General features: G+C 36.9%; 20 protein-coding genes and 1 pseudogene. 2 read left to right on the top strand and 19 right to left on the bottom strand.

What is annotated here, in order from left to right:
- Window positions 1-54: 54 nt before the first annotated feature.
- The 13 genes and pseudogenes from BUB91_RS05000 to BUB91_RS04940 form a co-directional block, all read right to left on the bottom strand.
- Entirely contained in the window at window positions 55-618 is a 564-nt protein-coding gene (locus BUB91_RS05000; RefSeq protein ID WP_073097828.1) for a Crp/Fnr family transcriptional regulator, read from the bottom strand.
- Between the two features lie 187 nt (window positions 619-805).
- Window positions 806-1048, bottom strand: a pseudogene (locus BUB91_RS04995) (type II toxin-antitoxin system ParD family antitoxin); the annotation flags it as partial.
- An 800-nt stretch (window positions 1049-1848) separates the two neighbouring features.
- Window positions 1849-2958, bottom strand: a complete 1110-nt coding sequence (gene lodB, locus BUB91_RS04990; RefSeq protein ID WP_073097825.1) for a lysine-epsilon-oxidase maturase LodB — start codon at window positions 2956-2958, stop codon at window positions 1849-1851.
- The gene (gene lodA / locus BUB91_RS04985) at window positions 2958-5090 is read right to left on the bottom strand and encodes a CTQ-dependent lysine 6-oxidase LodA (protein WP_073097823.1); all 2133 of its coding nucleotides are present in this window, start codon (window positions 5088-5090) and stop codon (window positions 2958-2960) included. Before lodA ends, lodB begins: the two co-directional genes overlap by 1 nt.
- Before the next feature lie 1028 nt (window positions 5091-6118).
- Window positions 6119-7036 (bottom strand): helix-turn-helix domain-containing protein, encoded by a 918-nt coding sequence (locus tag BUB91_RS04980; RefSeq protein WP_073097820.1) that lies wholly within the window; start codon window positions 7034-7036, stop codon window positions 6119-6121.
- A 93-nt stretch (window positions 7037-7129) separates the two neighbouring features.
- A complete protein-coding gene (locus BUB91_RS04975; RefSeq protein WP_073097818.1) occupies window positions 7130-7852 on the bottom strand; it encodes an SDR family NAD(P)-dependent oxidoreductase in 723 nt (240 codons plus the stop codon).
- A 648-nt stretch (window positions 7853-8500) separates the two neighbouring features.
- Window positions 8501-9535 (bottom strand): ACR3 family arsenite efflux transporter, encoded by a 1035-nt coding sequence (arsB, locus tag BUB91_RS04970; RefSeq protein WP_073098272.1) that lies wholly within the window; start codon window positions 9533-9535, stop codon window positions 8501-8503.
- Between the two features lie 3 nt (window positions 9536-9538).
- Window positions 9539-9916 (bottom strand): glycine cleavage system protein GcvH, encoded by a 378-nt coding sequence (gcvH, locus tag BUB91_RS04965; protein ID WP_073097815.1) that lies wholly within the window; start codon window positions 9914-9916, stop codon window positions 9539-9541.
- A gap of 10 nt (window positions 9917-9926) precedes the next feature.
- Window positions 9927-10700, bottom strand: a complete 774-nt coding sequence (locus BUB91_RS04960) for a metallophosphoesterase family protein (RefSeq protein ID WP_073097812.1) — start codon at window positions 10698-10700, stop codon at window positions 9927-9929.
- A gap of 28 nt (window positions 10701-10728) precedes the next feature.
- Window positions 10729-11196, bottom strand: a complete 468-nt coding sequence (locus BUB91_RS04955) for a DUF6428 family protein (RefSeq protein WP_073097810.1) — start codon at window positions 11194-11196, stop codon at window positions 10729-10731.
- A 217-nt stretch (window positions 11197-11413) separates the two neighbouring features.
- Window positions 11414-11842, bottom strand: coding sequence for a hypothetical protein (locus BUB91_RS04950; RefSeq protein WP_073097807.1), 429 nt, complete (start codon window positions 11840-11842; stop codon window positions 11414-11416).
- A 63-nt stretch (window positions 11843-11905) separates the two neighbouring features.
- Window positions 11906-12238, bottom strand: coding sequence for an ArsR/SmtB family transcription factor (locus BUB91_RS04945; RefSeq protein ID WP_073097805.1), 333 nt, complete (start codon window positions 12236-12238; stop codon window positions 11906-11908).
- A gap of 237 nt (window positions 12239-12475) precedes the next feature.
- The gene (locus tag BUB91_RS04940; protein WP_083557838.1) at window positions 12476-13777 is read right to left on the bottom strand and encodes a WG repeat-containing protein; all 1302 of its coding nucleotides are present in this window, start codon (window positions 13775-13777) and stop codon (window positions 12476-12478) included.
- Between the two features lie 201 nt (window positions 13778-13978).
- Between BUB91_RS04940 and BUB91_RS04935 the strand changes: the two genes are divergently transcribed.
- Both BUB91_RS04935 and BUB91_RS04930 read left to right on the top strand, forming a co-directional pair.
- Window positions 13979-14245, top strand: coding sequence for a hypothetical protein (locus BUB91_RS04935; RefSeq protein WP_073097799.1), 267 nt, complete (start codon window positions 13979-13981; stop codon window positions 14243-14245).
- A 447-nt stretch (window positions 14246-14692) separates the two neighbouring features.
- Complete coding sequence (locus tag BUB91_RS04930) at window positions 14693-16831, top strand: catalase (RefSeq protein ID WP_073097797.1); 2139 nt, start codon at window positions 14693-14695, stop codon at window positions 16829-16831.
- Window positions 16832-16906: 75 nt separating this feature from the next.
- Here the strand turns inward: BUB91_RS04930 and BUB91_RS04925 are convergent, their stop codons facing one another.
- The 6 genes from BUB91_RS04925 to BUB91_RS04905 form a co-directional block, all read right to left on the bottom strand.
- A complete protein-coding gene (locus BUB91_RS04925) occupies window positions 16907-17755 on the bottom strand; it encodes an SDR family oxidoreductase (RefSeq protein WP_073097794.1) in 849 nt (282 codons plus the stop codon).
- 30 nt (window positions 17756-17785) lie between these two features.
- Entirely contained in the window at window positions 17786-17920 is a 135-nt protein-coding gene (locus BUB91_RS21445; protein WP_262490527.1) for a hypothetical protein, read from the bottom strand.
- Window positions 17921-18015: 95 nt separating this feature from the next.
- Window positions 18016-18453 carry a hypothetical protein gene (locus BUB91_RS04920; protein WP_073097792.1) on the bottom strand — a complete coding sequence of 146 codons (438 nt, stop codon included), beginning with the start codon at window positions 18451-18453 and terminating at the stop codon, window positions 18016-18018.
- 10 nt (window positions 18454-18463) lie between these two features.
- Complete coding sequence (locus BUB91_RS04915) at window positions 18464-18763, bottom strand: hypothetical protein (RefSeq protein WP_073097789.1); 300 nt, start codon at window positions 18761-18763, stop codon at window positions 18464-18466.
- Window positions 18764-19297: 534 nt separating this feature from the next.
- Window positions 19298-20140, bottom strand: coding sequence for an outer membrane beta-barrel protein (locus BUB91_RS04910; protein ID WP_164917828.1), 843 nt, complete (start codon window positions 20138-20140; stop codon window positions 19298-19300).
- A 44-nt stretch (window positions 20141-20184) separates the two neighbouring features.
- Window positions 20185-21531 (bottom strand): MBG domain-containing protein (locus BUB91_RS04905; protein WP_139250529.1); only part of this gene is annotated, 1347 nt, incomplete at its 5' end.

The raw sequence follows: 21531 nt of genomic DNA, 5'->3' as shown, positions 1-21531 counted from the left end.
CAAAGGTCTTAATAAGGTTTGAAGAAAAATTTAACAAATGATAAAAAATAAAACTTATGTAATATTTGCTCGTATTCTACTTAAACTTACTTGTGTGATACCCAAATAGGAAGCGATGAGACCAAGTGAAACTCGTTGTATTAAAGTTGGATGTTTTTTTAAGAGTTCTATGTAGCGTTCTGTTGCTGTTCCGAGTTGATTTGATATAAATCTTTGTTCGGCTTTTATAAGTTCTTGTTCGGCAAATTTTCTGCCCCAATTTGCAATATCAATATCTATTGAGAATAAATTTTGAAGATTTGTAGCATTAATTTTATAGAGTTCACAGTCTTCCAATAATTCTATATTTTCATACCCTTTTTGGTTAAGAATATAGCTTTTTAGTGAAATGATGGTGTCGCCTTCTTCGCCAAAAGCAATCATAACTTCAATGTCATCGGTATTTGAAAAAGTACGTGCAATTCCCCTTTTTATAAAATAGATGTTTTTTTCAACCTTGTCCGAACGTATTATTAGTTGATTTTTTGGAAGACTTATTTCCTCAAAACTCTCAATCAATTTGAGTTTAGATGAAGCGTTAATTGGATGTATTTTGTCCAGAATATTGTCGATGTTCATTTTTAGGTGAGCAATTTTTTCAGCTTGTACATAACTTATTATATCTCCTCAAAATTTACAGGATATCAACCCTTTAGAATTGTGTTTATAAAAATAGAAATTTGTTTTAGAAGTAGTTTCAAGAATCACTTAATCCCTCAAAACTATATTTGTAGACTTCCCTTAAAATAAAACACTCTAAAACAAACTAATCCTCATAGCAGGCTGACCGACTAAGAACCGGTTCAGTCAAGTTTTGTTTCGGGTCAAAATTTTCAACAAATCCACTATTTTCTCCAAGTTCGAGAGCCTTAATCAGTTCTCTTTCCTTTTTTTCTTCATGTTCTAATAAACGTAATGCTAAACGAATAACTTCCCTGACCGAACCATACCTTCCAAAATTTACTTCTTCTCTGATAAAATCCTCAAAATGATTTCCGAGTGATATTGATGTATTTTTTCCATTTTGACTAAAATTTACTCAATCTTAGAAGTAGTTTACAGAGTCCCGTAAACCACAAAAAAATATAGCTATTTTGGATCGGGTCATCTGCTATTCAAAACTCATCTTAGTATATGAAATCTAAACCCGGATCAAATTTCTCCGAAATAACCATGCTATTTAAAACAGCTTATCGTATTGGAATTTTAGGAATTGCGTTTCTTGAAAATGGTAGCATTGCATCCACAACTAGTGTATGAGAACCGCTACCCTGCCGTTCCCATAGCTTTAGTATACCGTTACCCTGCTTTTGCTATGCTCTATCCCCGGGTGAAACGCGGGTGAACCTCGGGTGAACTACGGGTGAACCTTGGGTGAATGGAACTCTGGGAATGTTTAAAATGGAATCGTTGCAGCACATAGTACTCGCGGCAGGTAGTAGGGCAAGCTACTCGTTAAGATCAAACTTGTCGGTTAAAAAGAAGCTTTTCTCCTAGCCTGCTATTTGCCGGCTAAGCTAAAGGCCTCTTATCTTATGTGAGTAAATATATCTTATTTACAAGGCTTTGTCAAGAGGAAATAACCTGTCTTTAATAAACTGCTTTTAAAAGACCTTCTAAAATAGAGCAAAACCTAAATTTTGGAGCGGCAGCGAAATCAATTTTTGACAGCTATTGAGTTAAAGCTGAATTGGCATTATGCTACATATAAATACGCATTAGAAACTCCCGCCAACGGGGGCTTATTTAAGTTGGTCTTTTTAGATTTCATAGGCTTTTATAGCGGCTACAATTGCCAGGTACATTTTATTATTGATTTCTCCTTTTCCAAAATTTTGAAGATGGCCACCTGCTTTCTTCTTTGTAATACCTTGATTTTATCTGAAGGTAACGGTTAAAATTCTGCAAAAGATCTTCTTGATATAGGTCACTGGTTGAAATGCCTTTTTCAAGTTCTTGTCCAATATGCTTTGCTGCGTAGATTGCCGAACTTATAGAAAAACCAATACCCATAGAAGAAATAGGATCAAAAGATACAGCTGCGTCTCCAACGGATATAAAACGTTCTATGGCTTTAGAATCGCTTATCTGAGTTTGTGCGTTTCTTATCCACAATTTATCTGAAAAAGGTTGTCTGTTAGGTAGACAATTCTTTACCTGATTACTCTGTTGCAGTAATTGGGTCCACTGATTAAGTTGATGGATTTTGTTCTCGGAAATAATGTCGGCATCAGAGAAAAATGTGATCACCATTTGATCATCTGGTAGACAAGCAACATACCACCAACCTAATTCAACTGATTCTAAGATTTGTTGAAATTTCCTGGATTCTCCATTCAAATCTAAAAACATCCCTACGGCTATTAATGAATCATTTTTTCGCAAAATACCACCGACCTTACGGCAAACATTGGCTGATCTACCGGAAGCATCAACCAGATAATTTGCGTGAATCTCAAATTTACCTTCAGTAGGATGACTGAGTGATACGTTCCAACTTTTGTCAAGTAGCTGTTTGTAATCTAAACATTTTGTTCTTGGGTAAATGGTAGCCCCCCTTTCAGCTGCGGTTTCGATCAACTTAAAATCAAACTTTTCTCGATCCAACTGAAAAGTAGCCTCCTCTGTGGTGAATATAGAGTTGACTGAACGTACTTGATCACTTCCCCAATACGCTTTACTCGCATAAGCAGGTATAAAACTATCTTGTCTGAAATCGCTCTTACTTAACTTTAAATAGTCGATTAAATCAAATATGCTCGAAGAAACGTGTTCTCCTACTCGCGTTGTATTAAAATCAGACTGCTCAATTATAGTCACACTGTAATTAGAATTGTTTAATAAACTTAATGCGGCAGAGGCTCCACCGGGGCCTCCACCAACAATAAGCACATCTGTTTGTATCATAGAATCTGGCATTAACGTCTCATTCTAGTACCAGAGCGAGGAGAGCCTAATTCTTCTCTATTAACGGTAATTGGTTTAAAGGCACGTTCCTCAAGAAAAGCCACTAGTTTTTTAGCTCTCTTATTTTTACTCTTTATTTTTTTTAGATTTTGTTCGATATAAAATACGGGCATAGTTGTGCCATTATCATCTCCATTACCACTAACCTGACCAACACCATATTCTTGAAATGAGAATAGCTCGTTTGTTCGTTCAGTTTCTGCAAAATACGGGAACCCCTTATCCTGTGAATTTGTATTTCTAATAAAGGCCAATGCAGACCAGTGTTCTACCATTTGAACAAAACTGTTGATTCCTCGTGCGTAGTTCATTTGTTGACCTGCTGGTAAATTGGATTGCATCTGCCCTTCTAAAGTAGTTTCTCCAGTTAGTACATCCCATGGGCTTTGTGGTGGCCACCAATACGAATAATACGTTGGAGGTAAGGGTTCGTTGATAGGATCATTAATGTAGGTTTGGTTGTCTTGATAGGTCGTTTTAGATTCCTTCCAAGTATCTGTGGTATTGATCTCTTCTCTGGTGGTTCTTTGGTCTTTATTGAAAGCCGGATTCGTAAAGTTTACTGGCTGAACTGTACACTGAAAAAAATCTGCCTGCCAAGGACATGCCATTCTTTTAGTTAAATCTCCTGGTTCACAACCACCTCCTTCACATTCATCTCTTGAAGGGGTAAGACCTGAGTTGTAATAGCCACCAAGACCTCTTTGATCTGAAATACTATATGGAGCTGAATAAATCGCTGGGTTTTGAACACTCCAAGTAACCTCAATACCCGGGCACATCGGTAGCCCCACACAATTGCCTATACTTGCCTGATCCTCCTTACTGACAGGTAGCGGTTCGAATGAAGGATTGTTTTCAAAGTTTCCATTTGCCCATTGTTGAAACATAAAGTATTGCGTATCATTTAATGCCAAAAACTTAACAATCGTCTCGTTACTTACCGAGTTACTACCGGAGTTTAATGGCATCATAGGAAAAGAATCATCACCATTCATTTTAAACAACTCAGATTGAGGTTGGTCAGGCGAAGAATCAGATTTATCGTTGGGACGTCTGAAATAGGAGAAGTAGTTTTCCCTATTTTTTCTATTCTCTTCACTCGGATCTGATAAATCAATTAAGTTCGCAGTGAATGCCATCATGGGTTGTACATTAGCCACCCATTGGTAGCCCGCAAAACGTTTAATAATAGGTAAAATATCCCTTTGAAAATTTACCTTAAACGCTGTATTGAAAACTCCTCGATTGCACATACCAGGCATGAGATTAAAGTATCTAACGCCAACATCAAACATACTGTCGCTAAGCGTTGAAATGTTAACAATTTCTGGAGCAAAGTCTGGAGAACCTATAATGACCCAAGCTTGAAGTGTAATAGGTTCTGAACTATCTTTAAAAGTAATTGTACAGTACACGGGGCCATCTGCGGTATCATCATGCCAAGTGTCAGATCCTCCATAACTCGTTAGCGGTTCATTCCCTCCAGCATGCCCACAACCACCTAAAACAATAAGTCTACCTTCGTTGTCAGTTTTAAGGTCACCTAAAGTTGTAATCGGTGTTCCAGAGGAGACTTTTGATGGTGGAAATTGAGCAGGGTATCCTTTTGGAACTGAAGGTTGATCGAACGTAACGCTTTGATTTGGACCACAAACACTTCTTGGTCCTGGATCAATGATCAGTGTTTGTCTTTCGCGCTCTCCTTTTATAGAGGCATTTCTGAATGGCACATTTCGGTTTTTATAACTGTTTTCTTTACCATAGAGTAAATTACCTTCAAGCTCACTGTATTGATACCATGCTGCTTTTTTGTTGGCCAAATGAACCGTCCATTCTATTGAAGCAATGTTAGGTGAGTTTGAAGTTAGTTCTTCACCATCTGCGTTAAAAACTTTAAATAGTTGTCCTTGTTTTCGTACTTGACTTTGATCATCTTTAAAGTTTTTTATAGGTCCCAACTTGTTCCCAGAAGCATCAGCTTCATAGGGAAGGCCTCCTATTTCATCAGGTGAAAGGCAAAACTGTTTTTTGCTGTTTCCCAATCTTGCAACCCCTATAGAGGGACTAATTTTAAATTCCATGGTTTTTTAATATTTGAGGTTTATTTTTTGATTACTGCTTTTCTATTTTAAAATTAGAAAAATGATATTTTGAAAAAAGGGGGGAAACACCCTATTTCCATAGTAATAACACAATAAAAAACTAAATATGAGCTATTTATATTCAAAAAGAGGTTTTTTACTTGTTGAAATCAGGCCGGAATTCCTACCAGAGATAAATGGTTTCTACTATGGATTGAAATAGGAATCCAGTACCTTTTAGAGCGTAAATCAAAAATTGTCTTCGGTAATTAGATATCTATTTTTAAAAAAAGCAAGGCTAAACAAGGTACAGTTCCAGAATAGCTGCAGGAAGCTCCGCAGCATAGAAGCAATTGCGACGCAGAGCTGACAAAGCGGTTTTTGTCACAAGCGAACAATACTAAGCGAGGGGCTATTTTATTCTCTGTATCCAAAGACAAGGAGAGAAATGCACAGGTTTAAGCTAATCTTAAGCACTTACACAGAAAATAAACAGATCCTACAATAGAAACTAAAAAATACATCTAACGCTACAAGCTTAAAACAATAAAAGCATCTCCAAGCTCCTACTTATCAAAAGCACAATGATATCACACGGACCCCAAAATTTTACTATCAATTTTGTGGTTGAATATAGACTCATTCTTGACTAATCTCTAAGTATACATAGGGTATCTATAGCTTATATACGGGGTGAAGTACGGGTATTATAAGCTTTGCCCTAACGTCCCCTACTCAACCCCTAGGCAAAGCCCCTGATAGTGTATGAAATCAAAAGTTAAAAAATATCTGGAGTTCGATAATAATACTCCAAAAGGAGAGCAGGAATACTGAACATTTTTTTAAATCAAAAAACTTTAAAGCAAGTCTATAGATTGATTTTAATGCATCTCAGGTTGAGGGTTTAAAACGCTCTAAAGCTAGAAAACCGCTTAAAATACATACATTTTTTTAGTAATTAGAGACTTGTGCAATAGTTACGGGTGTTCGAAGCTTGTGTTTCTCATCATAAGAAACGAGTTTATGATTTATTGAAAAAAAGATTTTCTGAATTGAAGAGGCGATTGTTCTGTCTTTCTTTTAAATAACTTATTAAAAGATTGAGGATGTGCAAATCCTAAATTATAGGCTATTTCGCTTACTGATTCTTCTGTGGTTGTTAATTTCAATTTTGCAATTTCGATTACCTTTTCTTGAATAAGTTGCTGAGGAGTTTGTCCTGTGATTTCTTTTAAGAGCTTACTCAAATATTTAGATGTAATATGAAGCTGTTCTGCCAAAAATTGAACACTAGGCAGGCCATTTTTCAAAGAGACATCTGAGTTAAAATAATTCAATACTAAATTTTCAAACCGCTCTACAATTTTACGATTCGTAACTTTTCGGGCAGTGAATTGACGGTGATAAAAACGCTCAGAATATTGGAGCAAGGTTTCGATATGCGCAATAATAATGTTTTGACCGTATTGATCAATATCTGTTTGATATTCTTTCTTTATTCCATTCAAAATAGGTTGGAGTGTTACTTCTTCTTCTTCTGAGAGAAATAAAGCTTCATTTATGGCATAACCAAAGTAATGATAATTGGATATCGTTTTAGCCAAGGAAATATTCCAGATAAAATCAGGATGAATCAATAACATCCATCCTGATCTTTTATCATTAGGACTTGGGTCAGGCTGAATACTAAATACTTGTTTAGGTGCCACAAAAAACATAATACCCTTATCGCAATCATACGCCTGCTGACCATAAAACATTTTCCCCTGTAGGTCACGTTTTATCGCAACAAGGTAGAAATCGAGCATCCAGCTAGAATCTCGTTCTTTTTGAGAAATGTTTAAACCTGAATAATTAATAATACTTACCAAAGGATGTTTCGGAGCCTCTAGACCCGATAAAAAATGAAATTCTTCTATCGTTTTTACCTTGCAAATGTTTTGCATTTAAATACTATGCTTTTCTTAGGATAAGGAACAAATTTAAATATCTAATTTTTAGTATAAGTAAACTCAAAAATTACATCAATACAAATTAACTTACCAAGTAACTTCGCCTTGTTCTCCATAAAATTTTCCAGAAGTAAAATTATTTGATTGGGTTGCTATTTCAACAATTGGAGAGGCGCCTTCTTCTACAGTTTTTGTTCCTTGATGATCATTGAGATCGGTTGATGTATATCCTGGTGTTACGCTAAAAATCTTGAATGGAGTATCTTCTAATTCATTGGCAAGCATTACTGTAAAAGCATTTACTGCTGTTTTTGATGCTCCATAAGCACTCCAAATTTCTAAATTAGGATCTTTACCTGTTGAAGAATGAATTTCTAAAGATCCAACTTCACTAGAAATATTGATAATAATGGGCTGTTCTGCTTTCTCTAATAAAGGAAAAAATTGTTGAGTTACCTCAACAGTACCAAAGAAATTGGTGTTAAATATATTTCGTAAGGTTTCGATATTATTAATACAAAACTTTTGTGGTTGAGTACCGCTTATACCAGCATTATTAATTAATATATCTAAAGAATCGATTTTAGATGCTAGCTGTATTTTAGCCTGCTCAATTGATTTGCTGTCTGCTACATCAAGCTCAATCCAATCTATACTATTCACCCCTAACTTTTTAAGATTTTCTACTGCTTCTTGCCCTTTATATTTATGTCTACAACCTATATAAATCTCATAACCTAAGTTACCCAGTTGTTTAGCTGTTTCAAATCCAATCCCTTTATTACCTCCTGTTATTAATACTGTTTTCATCTTAATAAATTTTTATACCTGTTATCTGTCACAAATTTATCAAAGATTAAGTGCTGAAAAGTAGTTGAAAAACACAAGTTTGTAGCCTAATGTAAGTTATTATAGATTACTGCCAGTTCATTATATCAAAACAAACCTAGTTGATAATTAAAGCTTTTGTCGGGATATCAACCTTATTGCTGACATATTAGTATAAAGAGTAATTGATAATAGAAACAGTGTTAAAGAACCGCATCCCTAGCTCTCCCATAGCGCCGGTATACCGCTACCCTGCTTTTGCAATGCTTTACCCTCGGGTGAAAGTCTTATCGGAGCCCTGGAAGCCAAGATGAACAAGGATGATGAATAGTATTTTTCAAAAACCCATCAAATTCGTAGAACGAAAGTCAAACCCAGATAAGGGCTATCAACTAAAATGAATAAACCTCGATAGTCCCTTTCTATTTAAAACAACGTATTATGCCAGCAACACTGATTACCACAGAAGATCTCTATGAGTTCAAGTAGAATTGCTTGAAGATTAAAAAAAACTACTTCAGATCCAGGCTGAAGCCAAACCCAAGAAGTACCTCAAATCCTCTGATAAGAAAGCTGGGGATAGAAGAATCTAAAGGTCACTTTTAACCTGTAAAGATTTTTCTAGGAAGCCTACTTATAATATTTTTTCCGTAACCAAAACGAAACCCGAACCAACACAATCAAGGCCGGTACTTCAACTAACGGACCTATTACCCCGGCAAAAGCCTGTCCGGAATTCAGACCAAAAACAGCAATGGCTACTGCGATGGCCAACTCAAAATTATTCCCTGCTGCAGTAAAAGCGACAGAAGTAGTTTTATCATATTCAGCGCCCGTAGCTTTGGTGACAAAGAAGCCTATGATAAACATCAACGTGAAATAGATGAGCAAAGGCACAGCTATAATTAAGACATCCATTGGAATTTCAACAATCAATTCTCCCTTCAGGGAAAACATAACTACTATAGTAAATAACAGTGCAATTAAGGTTATTGGGGAAATTGAAGGGATAAAGGTATGGGTATACCAGCTTTCTCCTTTCCATTTTACCAAAATAAGACGACTTAGAATCCCCAAGGCAAATGGAATACCTAAATAAATAGCCACACTTTCAGCAATTGTTGCTATAGAGATGTCTACAATGGCTGCTTCAAAACCAAAATACGGTGGAAGAACGGTTATGAAAATCCACGCGTAAAAGCTATACGCAAATACCTGAAATATACTGTTTAAAGCAACCAGGCCGGCACCATACTCACTGCTTCCCTCTGCAAGGTCATTCCACACCAACACCATTGCAATACAACGCGCTAAACCAATTAAAATCAGACCCACCATATATTCCGGATAGTCCCGCAAAAAAGTAATAGCCAAGATAAACATCAAAGCAGGACCTATAATCCAGTTTAAAACCAAAGAAATGGACAGGATTTTAGTATTCTTAAATACTTTGGGCAGGAGGGCATAATTCACTTTAGCCAAAGGAGGATACATCATCAAGATTAGGCCTATCGCAATAGGTATATTGGTAGATCCGCTACTGAACGTATTGATGACATCGGGAAAAGTGGGAAAGAAATAGCCTATTCCCACTCCAATTGCCATTGCACAAAAAATCCATAGGGTTAAATTCTTATCTAAAAAACTGAGTTTCTTTTGCATCATCATTTAATGTATAAAATTTTGATATTCGTCTTGACTTAACAAGTTTGAGAGTTCATCAAGGTTTGTAATCTGGATTTTGATCATCCACCCTTCTTTGAAAGGTTTTTCATTAACCAGCTTTGGATGGGATACTAAGGTTTCATTAATCGCAACAACTTCTCCTGAAACCGGCATAAATAGATCACTCACGGTTTTAAGAGCCTCTACAGAACCAAAAACTTCGTCCTGCTCAAAAGTGTCACCCACAGCGGGTAAATCTACGTACACGATCTCTCCGAGCTCGCTTTGAGCAAACGCGGTAATACCTATGGTTCCGGTAGTATTTTCAAGAAGTATCCAGGTATGTGCTTTAGAGAAATAAAGGATGTCGGTGTGTTTCATTTTGTAGCGATTAATATCCGTTTCTTAAATTTTCGGCATAGGAGTTTGGTAACACACTATCTTCCACGGCCTTTGCCGCTTTTTCAATGTCATAGGTAAACTTTACAAATTCAACGGTAATGCTGTCTTTATTTAAAACAGAGCTGTTTTCATTAAAGTTTAAAATCACATAGCTACCCCGGTTATCGCTGTCTTTTGGCTTGCCTATGGAACCTAAATTAATCGCATGCTTAAACTGAGGGGTTCCGCTTTCAGTGACTTCAAAAATGCGATGGTATGGCTTGTGTGTATGTCCAAAGCAAAGCACATCGGCATCGGCATCGTTCAATATTCGAATCATGCTTTTCTCTGCACGATCTTCAAACAAATATTCATTAACCCGTCTTGGACTTCCGTGAACCAAAAGAAGATTTAGTTTATCATCATTCAATTGAAACTCTAATTTGATATGAGCCGGAAGAGCTCTCAAATAGGACCTGTTTTGAGCTGTAATGAGTTCGTTTGTTAATTGGATAGAAATTGCTCCATTTGCTTTTTCTTCATCTGTTTTATAAGCACAACCGCAATCGTCACTGCTTTTTCCAATTCCAAAATCATAATTCCCGGTAAGGGTGGGTATTTTACGCTTACGTATTTCCTCAACCACCTCGTTAGGCCAGATGTTGTATCCTACCAAATCCCCAAGGCAGTATAAGGCATCAACTTCTCGTTTTTCAACATCCGCAAAAAAAGCTTCTAAGGCCGGCAGGTTTGCGTGGATATCACTAAATAATGCAATTTTCATAGTTCTAGTTCTTTAGGTTCGTTATAGATTAACAACATCCACTTCCGGGAGCGCAGGAGGAGGTGACTTGAATTTTAGATAATTCGGGTTTTGACTTTTCAACGGGTATTCCACATTGATCTTTTGCCAGACAATCGGTATGCTTTGTGGTTAGTAAAAACTGGTATCCATCAAAGTCCAATCCAAATTTCTGTATGGTAGTGCCCTGATATTCAACTTCTATTTCTGAATCATCAAGTCCCAGAGTGTTTTCTGAAAGTTCAATGACAGCGAGTAGCTTTTCGGGATGCAACCGGTGATCGTAATCATTAGCGTTCCACAGTTGAAAGTTTATAACTTCTTCAGTGCGCAAGGTTCCTCCGCAGTCGATAAACTGCTTATTTACTTTACCCACTTCGGTAACATGAAAGTGTGCGGGTACCAGATCACCACTGGGCAGTTGAAATGCAACTTTAGAGAGTTTGTGCAAATGCTTTTTAATTTCTGATAATTTCATAAAAGAGTTATTATTTTGTTTGTAATAGATTATTCAAACGGGTTGACAGATAGAGCATTTCTCGGGCAATGGTTTCCGAATCGGAAAAAAACAGTTCTATCTGATTTGATTCAGCAGAGTCTGATGCCGCTTTTTTGACACTAATTATAAGTGTTTGATGAGTTGGTATACCGGGATCGTCTAGCAGTTTTGGATAGACAACCCAAAAACCAGAACCCTAATCGACTTTATAGGAATGAGTAATTTTCTGACTGTTTGGTTTCACCCTAAAACCGTAAGAATTCAAACTTAAAAGCGGTGACGGAGGTTGATTACCCGGTGTCATTCCGGCTGATTGAATATTAAGTAAATTTTGATAACCATAATAGATCATTCCGGTACGTAACCAAAGCATAGCGAGCTGACTTTGCTCAAGGTTGTCGGCATCTATAAAAAGTAAGTCAACTTGTTCCTGATTATTCAACTTCTTAATGATCAAGAATGCAATTTGATCTAAATAGGTCAAGCGATCTGGAGAAATTTGGGTAAAGGTATCGCCAACTTCAACTACAGCTTGTTGGATTGTATTAGTTAATCTTTGTGCATGGAGCAACTGCTGCAAAAAAAGTATAACCAGCAAGATTAATGTTCGGTTAATTAACTTCATACTAAGAGTATTACACACATCTATAAGTTTATCGCAATAAAACGATTAATAAGTTTAAATTTTTTAACAGCATTCTGTTTTTGAAGATAGATCCTGACCTAAAAATTCAGTCATAATTTCCCGCATTCTTCCCCAGTTTTCAACGTTTATACAGTAACAAACACTGGTACCTTCTACTGTCCCTTTAATCAATCCCAAATACTTCAATTCTTTTAAATGTTGGGAAATCGTAGGCTGTGCTAACCCGATTTCATTTACCAAATCTCCACATACACACGAATTTATTTTAAAAAGATGCTGCAGAATAGCGACGCGGGCAGGATGACCAAAGGCTTTGGCAAAAATTGAAACTTGATTTTGCTTGTCAGTAAATATTTCAGTCTTGGCTAAACCCATATCTCTTTCATTTGTTCATTGTAATATTACGATTAAATAATTGTATTTTAAATCATCTTTTCCTAAAAAAACAGAAACCGGATAAAATTAAAGTACGCCGTGTAATTAATTTTTAATTTTCTAACACAATACCAATAGATTAGAAGTCCGTAATAGCTAAACCCTAGCAGTTATATAATTTGATTGAATTGCTTTTGATAAAAAGACTGGTGATAAAAGAATCTAAAAATTAAAGGCTTAGTCTTTGTCCTCTAAAGGATTTTTTAAAAAGCCAATCTTACCATTCTCTGCAAGGACCACAATCGCAAAACCTTCATAAAAATTACGGGCATGACTAAACTGCAAATCAAAGCGCAGTTGGCCGTTTTTATCCATATATGTCCATAGATCATTTCCTTGAACATCAATCATACGAACAGCCAGCATACCTTCTTGAAAACGTGCAGCAGAAGTGTACAAACGATATCCCTGTGTGTTGGTAAACGGGATTTTGGCAATTATTTGACCTTCTTGGTTTAGGGTTACCAATAGGGCATCGCGATTATCTGGCCGTTTCCCGTCAATTTGTACCATTCCTATTCCATCAGAAAAAGCAAAGGGCTGATTGCTAAATTGAGCTTCCATTACTACGTGTCCATCTTTATCTAAAAGTCCCCATTGACCTGTTGAATTATCGTCTTGCATCTTATAAAATGAAGCTATACCATCTGAAAAATCTGATATACGTATTACATGTTTCGGAAAATTAAAAACCTCAGTTCCTAAGGTATCAATCACCAGATATTGATAACCTCGTTGAGTATTCAATGCGTTTTTCTGCGGTGTATTTTTTTGATTTCTTAAAACACCTGATTCTTTTTCAACTATAGCTCGACCATCAGCAAAGTCACGTGCTTCTTCATATATAAAGGGAATGCGTACGGCTCCATTTTTATCTAAATACCCATATTTCCCATTCTTTTCTTGAAGAACTAATCCATTATAAAATCTATGCTTTCTATTTTGAATCGGTTTAAAAACCACTTTCCCTTTTTTATCAATATAATGCCATTCTCCATTAATTTTGACCGGAGCCCGTTCACTCGCAAAATCTCCTGCATCTTCATACCTATAATCAACTCGTAAGTTCCCCTTTTTGTCAATAAAGCCATATACCAAATTACCTGTTACAGTATCTCGCTTTGCTACCCAGGCTCTACCATCATGAAAGTCTCCGGCATCATAAAATTCTGCAGTTATGGCTACAGCTCCATCTGTATTTATATAACCAAATGTGTTGTAATTCTTCCCATATCTAGCCAAGCCTTCTGAAAAATTGGAAAACGGACTCATCTCCCGCTGAGGAGCTATCAAATAGTGGGGAGTTTGGTACGCTACACTATCCTGAGCTCGAGTAGTTTGTAGTGTAGTAAACACTCCCATTAAAATAATAAGTACTCGACGTATTGTCTGCCCAAATGAAATTGTCGTTCTATCCATAGTTGCTGTTATTCCAGTTCTGATTTTAAAATATGACAACATTCCGGTATGTCTAAACATATCTAAACTGAAGTTTATACGGCAAAGTAAAAATACAATACGGAATAGAGGATGCTTTATACTCTTAAAAAAGAGTTCGCTTTTACACCGTCTTGATTCCTATATTCTTAAGCAGAAACAGCTTTTTTGAATAGGCTCTGAACACGCAACCTTAAGCTACTTTAATTCAAAACTCCTAATTTTGTTCATCAAATTTGCATCATGATCATAACCAGAGGTTGGGGTATTTTAGGACTTTTAATACCCATAGCAGGAATTCTTTTAGGAATAACCTTTTATGGAGTAGATGGCAATGCTACATTATCCATATTGGCATACAGCCTTATAGGATCTGGTAGTATTACTACACTTTTAGGTATCGTATTACAAAAGAAAAGCCTGAAAAAACACGACTTATATTTTCTCCCCCTTTCAATTTGGGGTTTTATATGGATTGTAGCTGGAGTAATCGTCTGGATATCCATTTAATTAAAGCTATTTTTTATAAATCCCAGTTCTACCAAAAACGGCTGGACAAACATCTCTTAAACTGAAAGTTATAAAATTAACACCTCTCCTCTTCATTCCTTCTAAAGTAGACAGGTGTTTAACCTTTAATGACACATAATTAGTAGCTCTAAGGTTTGAAAAAGATTTAAAGGTTATACTAGAGCTCTTTCTTTTCCAATATAATCTCTGGATTTTTACGGCATTTTCAGGTGTTCCCCACAAGGATTTTACGTTCAAGTACACCAGCGCTTTGTAGGTTATAAAAATTAAAGTCCAATTTGATTAATTATGTCTACCCCTTTAGAATTACAATATAATTTAAGATAATTTTAATTAATTTATAAATATACTTTAACCTTTGTGTTAGTTGTTTGGTTGGTTTTTACCTTAATTTTAAAGAATATACTAACCAAAAATCTTCTCATAATGGCTAAAAAAAATAAGAGTAAACCATCTTCTAAAAAGATTGATCAGCTTGCTGACAGCACCAAAGATTTTACAGATAAAAACCTTACGACTAATCAGGGTCTTAAAGTAAATGACACCAATAACTCCTTAAAGGCAGGCGAACGCGGCGCTACACTTCTTGAAGATTTTCTACTACGCGAGAAAATAACCAGTTTTGACCATGAGCGTATTCCAGAACGCATTGTTCACGCTCGGGGAAGTGGAGCTCACGGATATTTCGAGCTTTATGAAAGTATTGAAAAGTATACCAAAGCCGGACTCTTTACTGATACGCAACGCAAAACACCAGTTTTTGTTCGTTTTTCTACCGTTGCGGGTTCTAAAGGATCTCCAGATTTGGCTCGAGACGTTCGTGGTTTTGCTGTAAAGTTTTATACCGAAGAAGGCACCTGGGATCTGGTAGGAAACAATATGCCTATCTTTTTTATTCAAGACGCGATGAAATTTCCGGACTTAATCCACTCCGTAAAACCAGAACCGAATAACGAGATTCCGCAGGCAGCCTCTGCACATGATACCTTTTACGACTTTGTTTCCCGTGCTACCGAAACCCTCCACAACCACATATGGGTAATGAGCGACCGAGGGATTCCACGCAGTTATCGTATGATGGAAGGTTTTGGGATCCATACCTTTCGCTTTATCAATGCAGCAGGTAAATCCCATTTTGTGAAATTTCATTGGAAACCGGTATTGGGAGTGCATTCTGTCACTTGGGATGAAGCGGTAAAAATTAATGGTGCCGACTCAGATTTTCACCGCAGAGATTTATGGGATGCCATTGAAGCCGGTCAATTTCCGGAGTGGGAATTTGGAATTCAGATTGTACCTGAAGAAGATGAACATAAATACGATTTTGACCTGCTTGATCCTACTAAATTGATTCCTGAAGAATTGGTTCCTGTAGAAATCATCGGTAAAATGACTCTAAATAAAAACCCTGAAAATTTCTTTGCAGAAACAGAGCAGGTTGCTTTTTTACCGGGACATATCGTACCGGGAATTGATTTTACAAATGATCCGCTTTTACAAGGCCGTTTATTTTCCTACCGCGATACACAGTTGTCTCGTTTGGGTAGTCCTAATTTTCACCAAATCCCCATCAACAGACCTGTTGTTCCCAGTCATAACAACCAACGTGACGGACATATGCAGACTGAAATTCCAAAAGGACAAACAGCTTATTTTCCAAACTCGTTGAGTATGGGATGCCCCCACCTGGCTAAAATGGCCGAAGGTGGTTTTACACATCATGAGGAACGTATAGATGCGCATAAAATACGATCGCGTAGCGAAAGTTTTAGCGATCACTTTTCGCAACCCGCTTTATTCTACCGAAGTTTAGCCTCCTGGGAGCAAGAACACGTGGCTGATGCGTATACCTTTGAATTGGGTAAATGCAACCATCAGGCTATTCAAGAACGTATGCTTTGGATCATCAATCAAATTGATGAAAAGTTGGCCGGTAAAGTTGCAGACGGCCTCGGTCTAAAAATTCCTAAGGATATTGAGCAGCCTATCAATCAAGCTATAGGAGCTGACGCTGAGGTTAACAAGTTTCAGCCACAAGCTAAAAAGGAATACCTTAAGAAAGATGCGGCGCTGAGTCAGGCCAAAACAAAATTTGATAGTATCGCTACCCGGCAGATTGCCGTATTAGCTGCAGACGGTTTTGAGATGAAAGGCTTCAAGCCTTATAAAAAAGCTTTAGAAGAGGCCGGGGCGATAGTTAAAATCGTTGCTCCCCATGGAGGTAAAATCACCTGTGATCAAGGTATGGATCATTTGGTTGCTGCTGCAATTATGACTACTGAAAGTGTCTTGTTTGATGCCATTCTGATTCCCGGTGGAGAGCAATCCGTGCAGTCGCTTTTAAAAGTCGGTAAGTATGGGAAATTTATAAATGAAGCTTTTAAACACTGTAAAGCAATAGCTGTTTTAGGAGCCGGTGAAGATTTACTTAAAAACACATGGATTCAGGATTATAAAAAAGATAAAGCGGTATTTGCAGATGCCAAACCTCAAGAGTTTATTGACGCTATTGCACAGCATCGAAACTGGGAACGTATGGGGCAAGTGAGTTCCATTCCAGTATAAACAGAAGAATTTATAAATACAAAAAAAGCTGTCGATTGACAGCTTTTTTTAATACGTTTAGTTTTGAATTAACCATTAGGCTCCCACGATTTCTCCTCCATTCACATGAAGTATCTGCCCGGTTATATAACTGCTGTCTTCGGATGCCAAAAACACATAAGCAGGAGCCACTTCGCTGGGCTGACCTGCTCTTCCTAAAGGAACATCCTGACCAAAATCAGACACCTCATCAAAGGTGGCGGGGATTAAAGGTGTCCATATCGGTCCCGGAGCTACTCCATTAACGCGAATATTTTTAGGAGCCCACATTTTACTTAATGATCGGGTAAAGGTCGTTATAGCTCCTTTAGTACTGCTGTAATCCAGCAAGTGTGACGAACCCCTGTAGGCCGTAACCGATGTAGAATTAATCACACAATCCCCGGATTTAAACTGACTTTCCAAAGCTTTCGTAAAGAAAAAATAGGGATAAATATTAGTCTCAAACGTTATGGCCAGTTGATCATCCTCAATATCAGAAACACGGTCTTTAGGAAACTGCACTGCGGCATTATTCACTAAAATATGAATGTGTCCTAGTTCAGAACGCGTTTGGGCAACAGCCTCTTTACAAAAATCAGCATCGCGTACATCTCCTTCAATAAGGAGACAGATCTGCCCATGTTCTTCCACCATTTTCTTAGTATCCAACGCGTCTTCGGTTTCTGATTTATAAATGATCGCTACAGAAGCTCCTTCCAGTGCAAAATGTACCGCCACACTACGACCGATACCACTGTCACCGCCGGTGATTAAGGCTACCTTATTTTTTAATTTTTCAGAGCCCTTATATCCTGATCGTACTATTTCGGGCTGCGGGTTCATCGCTTTTTCGCTCCCCGGTAAATCTTGTTCCTGTTCTGGAATTTTTTTTGGTTTAGTCATCGTATTGGTTGTATATAGTCATTAGATAAATTAAGCTCCTCTTCTCTTAGGCTTATCATCGGTATCACCATATTGATTGGTGTGTTTATCTTTTAAAGGCCCTTTATCTATAGAATCTTTATGTTCTTTTTTATCATTTTTTGACTTCTTGTTCTTATCACTCATAATTATATAGTTAGCTTATTAATGTATCATTACATTTAAGATGCTTCGCACCTCAAGTAGCTTTGCTGATTGCAATCCCACGTACCCCATACAGCTTACTCGACATAACTCCTATTTAAATGATAGGTTTCCAGACCATTCACAAATTGGTTGATACGAGTCAATTGATCAAATAATGCCTTTTGTAATGCTTTGTTTTCTAATTGATTTAAATAATTTAAAAGAACCTCGAATTTCTGATTCTCGTATTTTTTGATGGAATGCCCTTTATAATTACTTATTGTATGGGTTTCCATTTTAAAGAATGTATCCCTGCTAGAATTGAGAAACTTAAATTTATTGCGTTTTAAAATTCCCTCAATTAAATTATTAGAAGCTCTCTTCATTTTAAAGAGCTTTTCAAAAAGGTATGATTCATAAAGATGAAGACTGCGCTTGTATCTATTGAAATAATCAGATTGATCAGTAGCAATTTGGTAAGCTATAATTTCAAGGAGTAAATTATCTCGGGCATTGATTCTAAAAGATTCCATAATTCAACATTTAAACTATAGTTTCAATCAACTCCTCTTGTTCCTCCGTATTGGGAACGAGATACAGTTTTTTGTAAGCACGTGTCTCCTGATCTATATAATCGATTTTAATTTTAAACGTGTTGGTCATGGCATCATTCAAAAATGCTCCAGTCTGTTCTTCAAATCCACCGTATTCGGTATGAGAAATTTTAGAGATTTTTGTCAAATCGACCGTTTTTAACCGATTACGCTCTTTCTTAGAGCAATTGTAACGCTTTAGAAGTTGTATTAAAGCATTTTCAAAGTGGATGTTTGGAGAAGTATTCATAATAGATATTATTTTTAATTGTACAATACAATCTATTAACAATTTAAAACTATATAACTATTAAAAATGCTAATTGAGATAATTTTAATAAAATAGTTTAAAACCTTGTTAATTATCAAAGCCTTAATCGGTTATAGCTAAAAGTGTACAGATGGACACAAGAATCTAAACTTGAGGTTTTATAATTGATCTGTATAATTTTTATCTCTGGATTCCTAAGACTCTCATACTGTAATGGGGCATGCACACACTTCATCGGTGCACCTCTTCAAACTGAGTTTGGGTCACTATCTTTTTGAAAAGTTTCTTTGATGACTAAAATTATTCATATATCAGCCAATAAATTCTCCTCATTTTCTCCAAATCTTGCGAGGAAATATCCATTCTGTGCCTCAAAACAACAGTTAAGAAAAAAGTTGATCTTTAACTATTTGATCTGAAATTCTATCTACATAATCCAAAGATCTTATTGAATGTGGTTATAACAAAAAACCTGGCTTTTCAGCCAGGTTTTTTGTTAGTACGCTATGTCTCTTAAAATCCAAGACCGTATTTTAGTTTAAATCCGAAAGATAGCGTTTTGAGAGTGTCTGTAGCTCCCATTGGCGTGGTTAAAATACTGTTTCCTGTAAAGTCGACTTCTGGAGCAGCAAGGTACTCGATTAATCGGTTATCTCTAGTATCATCAAATACATTGGTTAAACCATAATCGATATAGGCGCTTACATAGAACGAACTTACCTCTGAAACCATAAATTTAAGTCCGGTTTCAAAACTAAGCATGACATTGGTTTTTAAAGCTAAATCATCAGCCTCCCAGGTGTAATTTCCGAAGTCTCCAAATCCGGCAAACTTTGGAGCTTCCAACAAAGCATCATACTGCTCATAATATCCCGCTGTGGTTAACCGAGTGGCCTTTGCTTCGTAATCGCTGTCGGTAATTATTCCCAACTTAACACCTGCGGCAGCAAAAAAACGATTTTGACCATTACTCTCATATTGAGCCAACAGCGGGATTTGAATATATGTTGTGCGTTGTTCTTCCCGGTAATTCTCAAAACGATATTGAAATTCAAAACTCTCATTTTCTGAATCTTGCGTAATGTAAGCTCCTTCAATGCTTTTCAATTTCGCATTACCGCTATAGGTTTGTAAAGCAACACCAGTTCTCACACTCCACTGATGAGAAAGGTATTTGCCGTACTCCAAACCAAAACCTATTCCATCATCCAGGGCAGCTGTATAAGCTATATCATTATAACCTAAAACCGCAACCGGACCATTTACTGCCAGGGTTAATTCATTTGTTTTTTGTGCTTTTAGCGAGATAGCACTAAAGACTAAAAAGATTATTAAAATTTTTGGAATGCTGTTCATTAGTGTTTTTTTATTTTTCAAAAGTTTCATCTAATTCCGATTAATTAATAAACTATAAATTGAACGGTTTGTCTTTGTTTTGATGTCTCACAGACTAAAAGATAGACTCCTGCTTGAATACTTGAAGGCATCTGAATAGTTGATTTTGATACACTCGTGTAAAAGGTATCAATCAAAGTCCCGCTCAGACTTAGGATGGATATTTTCATATTCTTCAATTCCTCCTGATCAAAATCAGCAAAGAGTGTTGCTGAAGCTGTTGCTTCCACCGGGTTTGGAGCCAGATGTATCTTACCACTTGTCTGTAATTCAATATTAAAGGTACAGGTGCTTAACACATCGCCATCGGTGGTGGTAAGTTCAACACGATAGTTGGCTAGCGGATCTAATAAATCGGAAGATTCATCACCTTCTGAAAAATAGTGCCCGTTACCTATTACCCTTCCGTTTTTATACCAGGTAAAATCCGTAAAACGATAGCCTCCGTTGGTATCCGGATTGTTATTTACTAACAAGGTGTTATTGAATTTTTGTACAACAATCTCTTCAAAAACGAAGCGTTTATAAATTTCGATATCATAAGATCTGCTGCTCATACCATCTTGAGAGGTAATTAAAATCGTATAGCGATATACTCCCGGTCTTGAAACATCTACTGTAAAATTTAGAGGCATGCTACTAGTCGCATTGGCTTCCGTTTGATAAGATACTTCCAATTCGTCTACAGCAGTGTCACAATCTAACGTATAGACTGTTAAAGCATCCGGATCATTGAATTGAATATCCCCAATACTTAATGAAGTAATACGTGCATCACTACTATTTACTATCAATTCTTGTGTAACAGGAGTCGCTGGTAAATAGTTTTCATTACCATCCTGAGAAGCTGTGATTAGAATAGTACCAGATTGTACCAAACTCACAAAACCATCAACACTTACCATTGCAGCAGGAACATTGGAAGTGTAACTATACGTATAGCGTATTGGTAAACCTGAAGAAGCTTCGGCCTCCAGTTGGAAATCAGCATCAGATTCTAAACTCAATACTGGTAATGGATTGAAGTTTATAGATTGACTAGCCGGAGTAATATCCAAAGTTCCGTCAGTATAACCAATCGTATAATCCTCAGAAGTATAACCCGAAGCCGTGATGGCGTAGCTGCCTACTTCTTCTCCAACTTCACGAGTCAGGTTTAAGGTGCCTCCAAGAGCAGTCGCATCATCCCCGTTTACAAAACCGGAATAGCTTACGGTAAAAGCAGGATCAGCCGCGCCATAAACTTTGGTTTGATCTTCCGCAGTTACCATCAGAGTAGCCGGAGTGATCGTCAGATCAGCAGTCAATACTAGTGCATTGTAGTTCGATCCTGTGATGGTTGCCGTTACCTC

Source organism: Leeuwenhoekiella marinoflava DSM 3653, from assembly GCF_900129005.1.
In the GTDB taxonomy this organism is placed as follows: Bacteria; Bacteroidota; Bacteroidia; order Flavobacteriales; family Flavobacteriaceae; genus Leeuwenhoekiella; species Leeuwenhoekiella marinoflava.
The sequence above is the reverse complement of the archived record's forward strand: the minus strand, read 5'-3'. Positions and strand labels throughout refer to the sequence as shown.

Excerpts from the sequence above, each read along its gene's own strand:
- BUB91_RS04915 (WP_073097789.1), bottom strand. The coding sequence starts at position 18,763 with ATGAATACTTCTCCAAACATCCACTTTGAAAATGCTTTAATACAACTT.
- BUB91_RS04975 (WP_073097818.1), bottom strand. The coding sequence starts at position 7,852 with ATGAAAACAGTATTAATAACAGGAGGTAATAAAGGGATTGGATTTGAA.
- BUB91_RS05000 (WP_073097828.1), bottom strand. The coding sequence starts at position 618 with ATGAACATCGACAATATTCTGGACAAAATACATCCAATTAACGCTTCA.
- BUB91_RS21445 (WP_262490527.1), bottom strand. The coding sequence starts at position 17,920 with ATGAGTGATAAGAACAAGAAGTCAAAAAATGATAAAAAAGAACATAAA.
- BUB91_RS04955 (WP_073097810.1), bottom strand. The coding sequence starts at position 11,196 with ATGAAATTATCAGAAATTAAAAAGCATTTGCACAAACTCTCTAAAGTT.
- BUB91_RS04945 (WP_073097805.1), bottom strand. The coding sequence starts at position 12,238 with ATGGGTTTAGCCAAGACTGAAATATTTACTGACAAGCAAAATCAAGTT.
- BUB91_RS04920 (WP_073097792.1), bottom strand. The coding sequence starts at position 18,453 with ATGGAATCTTTTAGAATCAATGCCCGAGATAATTTACTCCTTGAAATT.
- lodA (WP_073097823.1), bottom strand. The coding sequence starts at position 5,090 with ATGGAATTTAAAATTAGTCCCTCTATAGGGGTTGCAAGATTGGGAAAC.
- BUB91_RS04950 (WP_073097807.1), bottom strand. The coding sequence starts at position 11,842 with ATGAAGTTAATTAACCGAACATTAATCTTGCTGGTTATACTTTTTTTG.
- arsB (WP_073098272.1), bottom strand. The coding sequence starts at position 9,535 with ATGATGCAAAAGAAACTCAGTTTTTTAGATAAGAATTTAACCCTATGG.
- BUB91_RS04930 (WP_073097797.1), top strand. The coding sequence starts at position 14,693 with ATGGCTAAAAAAAATAAGAGTAAACCATCTTCTAAAAAGATTGATCAG.
- BUB91_RS04925 (WP_073097794.1), bottom strand. The coding sequence starts at position 17,755 with ATGACTAAACCAAAAAAAATTCCAGAACAGGAACAAGATTTACCGGGG.
- BUB91_RS04960 (WP_073097812.1), bottom strand. The coding sequence starts at position 10,700 with ATGAAAATTGCATTATTTAGTGATATCCACGCAAACCTGCCGGCCTTA.
- BUB91_RS04910 (WP_164917828.1), bottom strand. The coding sequence starts at position 20,140 with ATGAACAGCATTCCAAAAATTTTAATAATCTTTTTAGTCTTTAGTGCT.
- BUB91_RS04980 (WP_073097820.1), bottom strand. The coding sequence starts at position 7,036 with ATGCAAAACATTTGCAAGGTAAAAACGATAGAAGAATTTCATTTTTTA.
- gcvH (WP_073097815.1), bottom strand. The coding sequence starts at position 9,916 with ATGAAACACACCGACATCCTTTATTTCTCTAAAGCACATACCTGGATA.
- BUB91_RS04935 (WP_073097799.1), top strand. The coding sequence starts at position 13,979 with ATGATCATAACCAGAGGTTGGGGTATTTTAGGACTTTTAATACCCATA.
- BUB91_RS04940 (WP_083557838.1), bottom strand. The coding sequence starts at position 13,777 with ATGTTTAGACATACCGGAATGTTGTCATATTTTAAAATCAGAACTGGA.
- lodB (WP_073097825.1), bottom strand. The coding sequence starts at position 2,958 with ATGCCAGATTCTATGATACAAACAGATGTGCTTATTGTTGGTGGAGGC.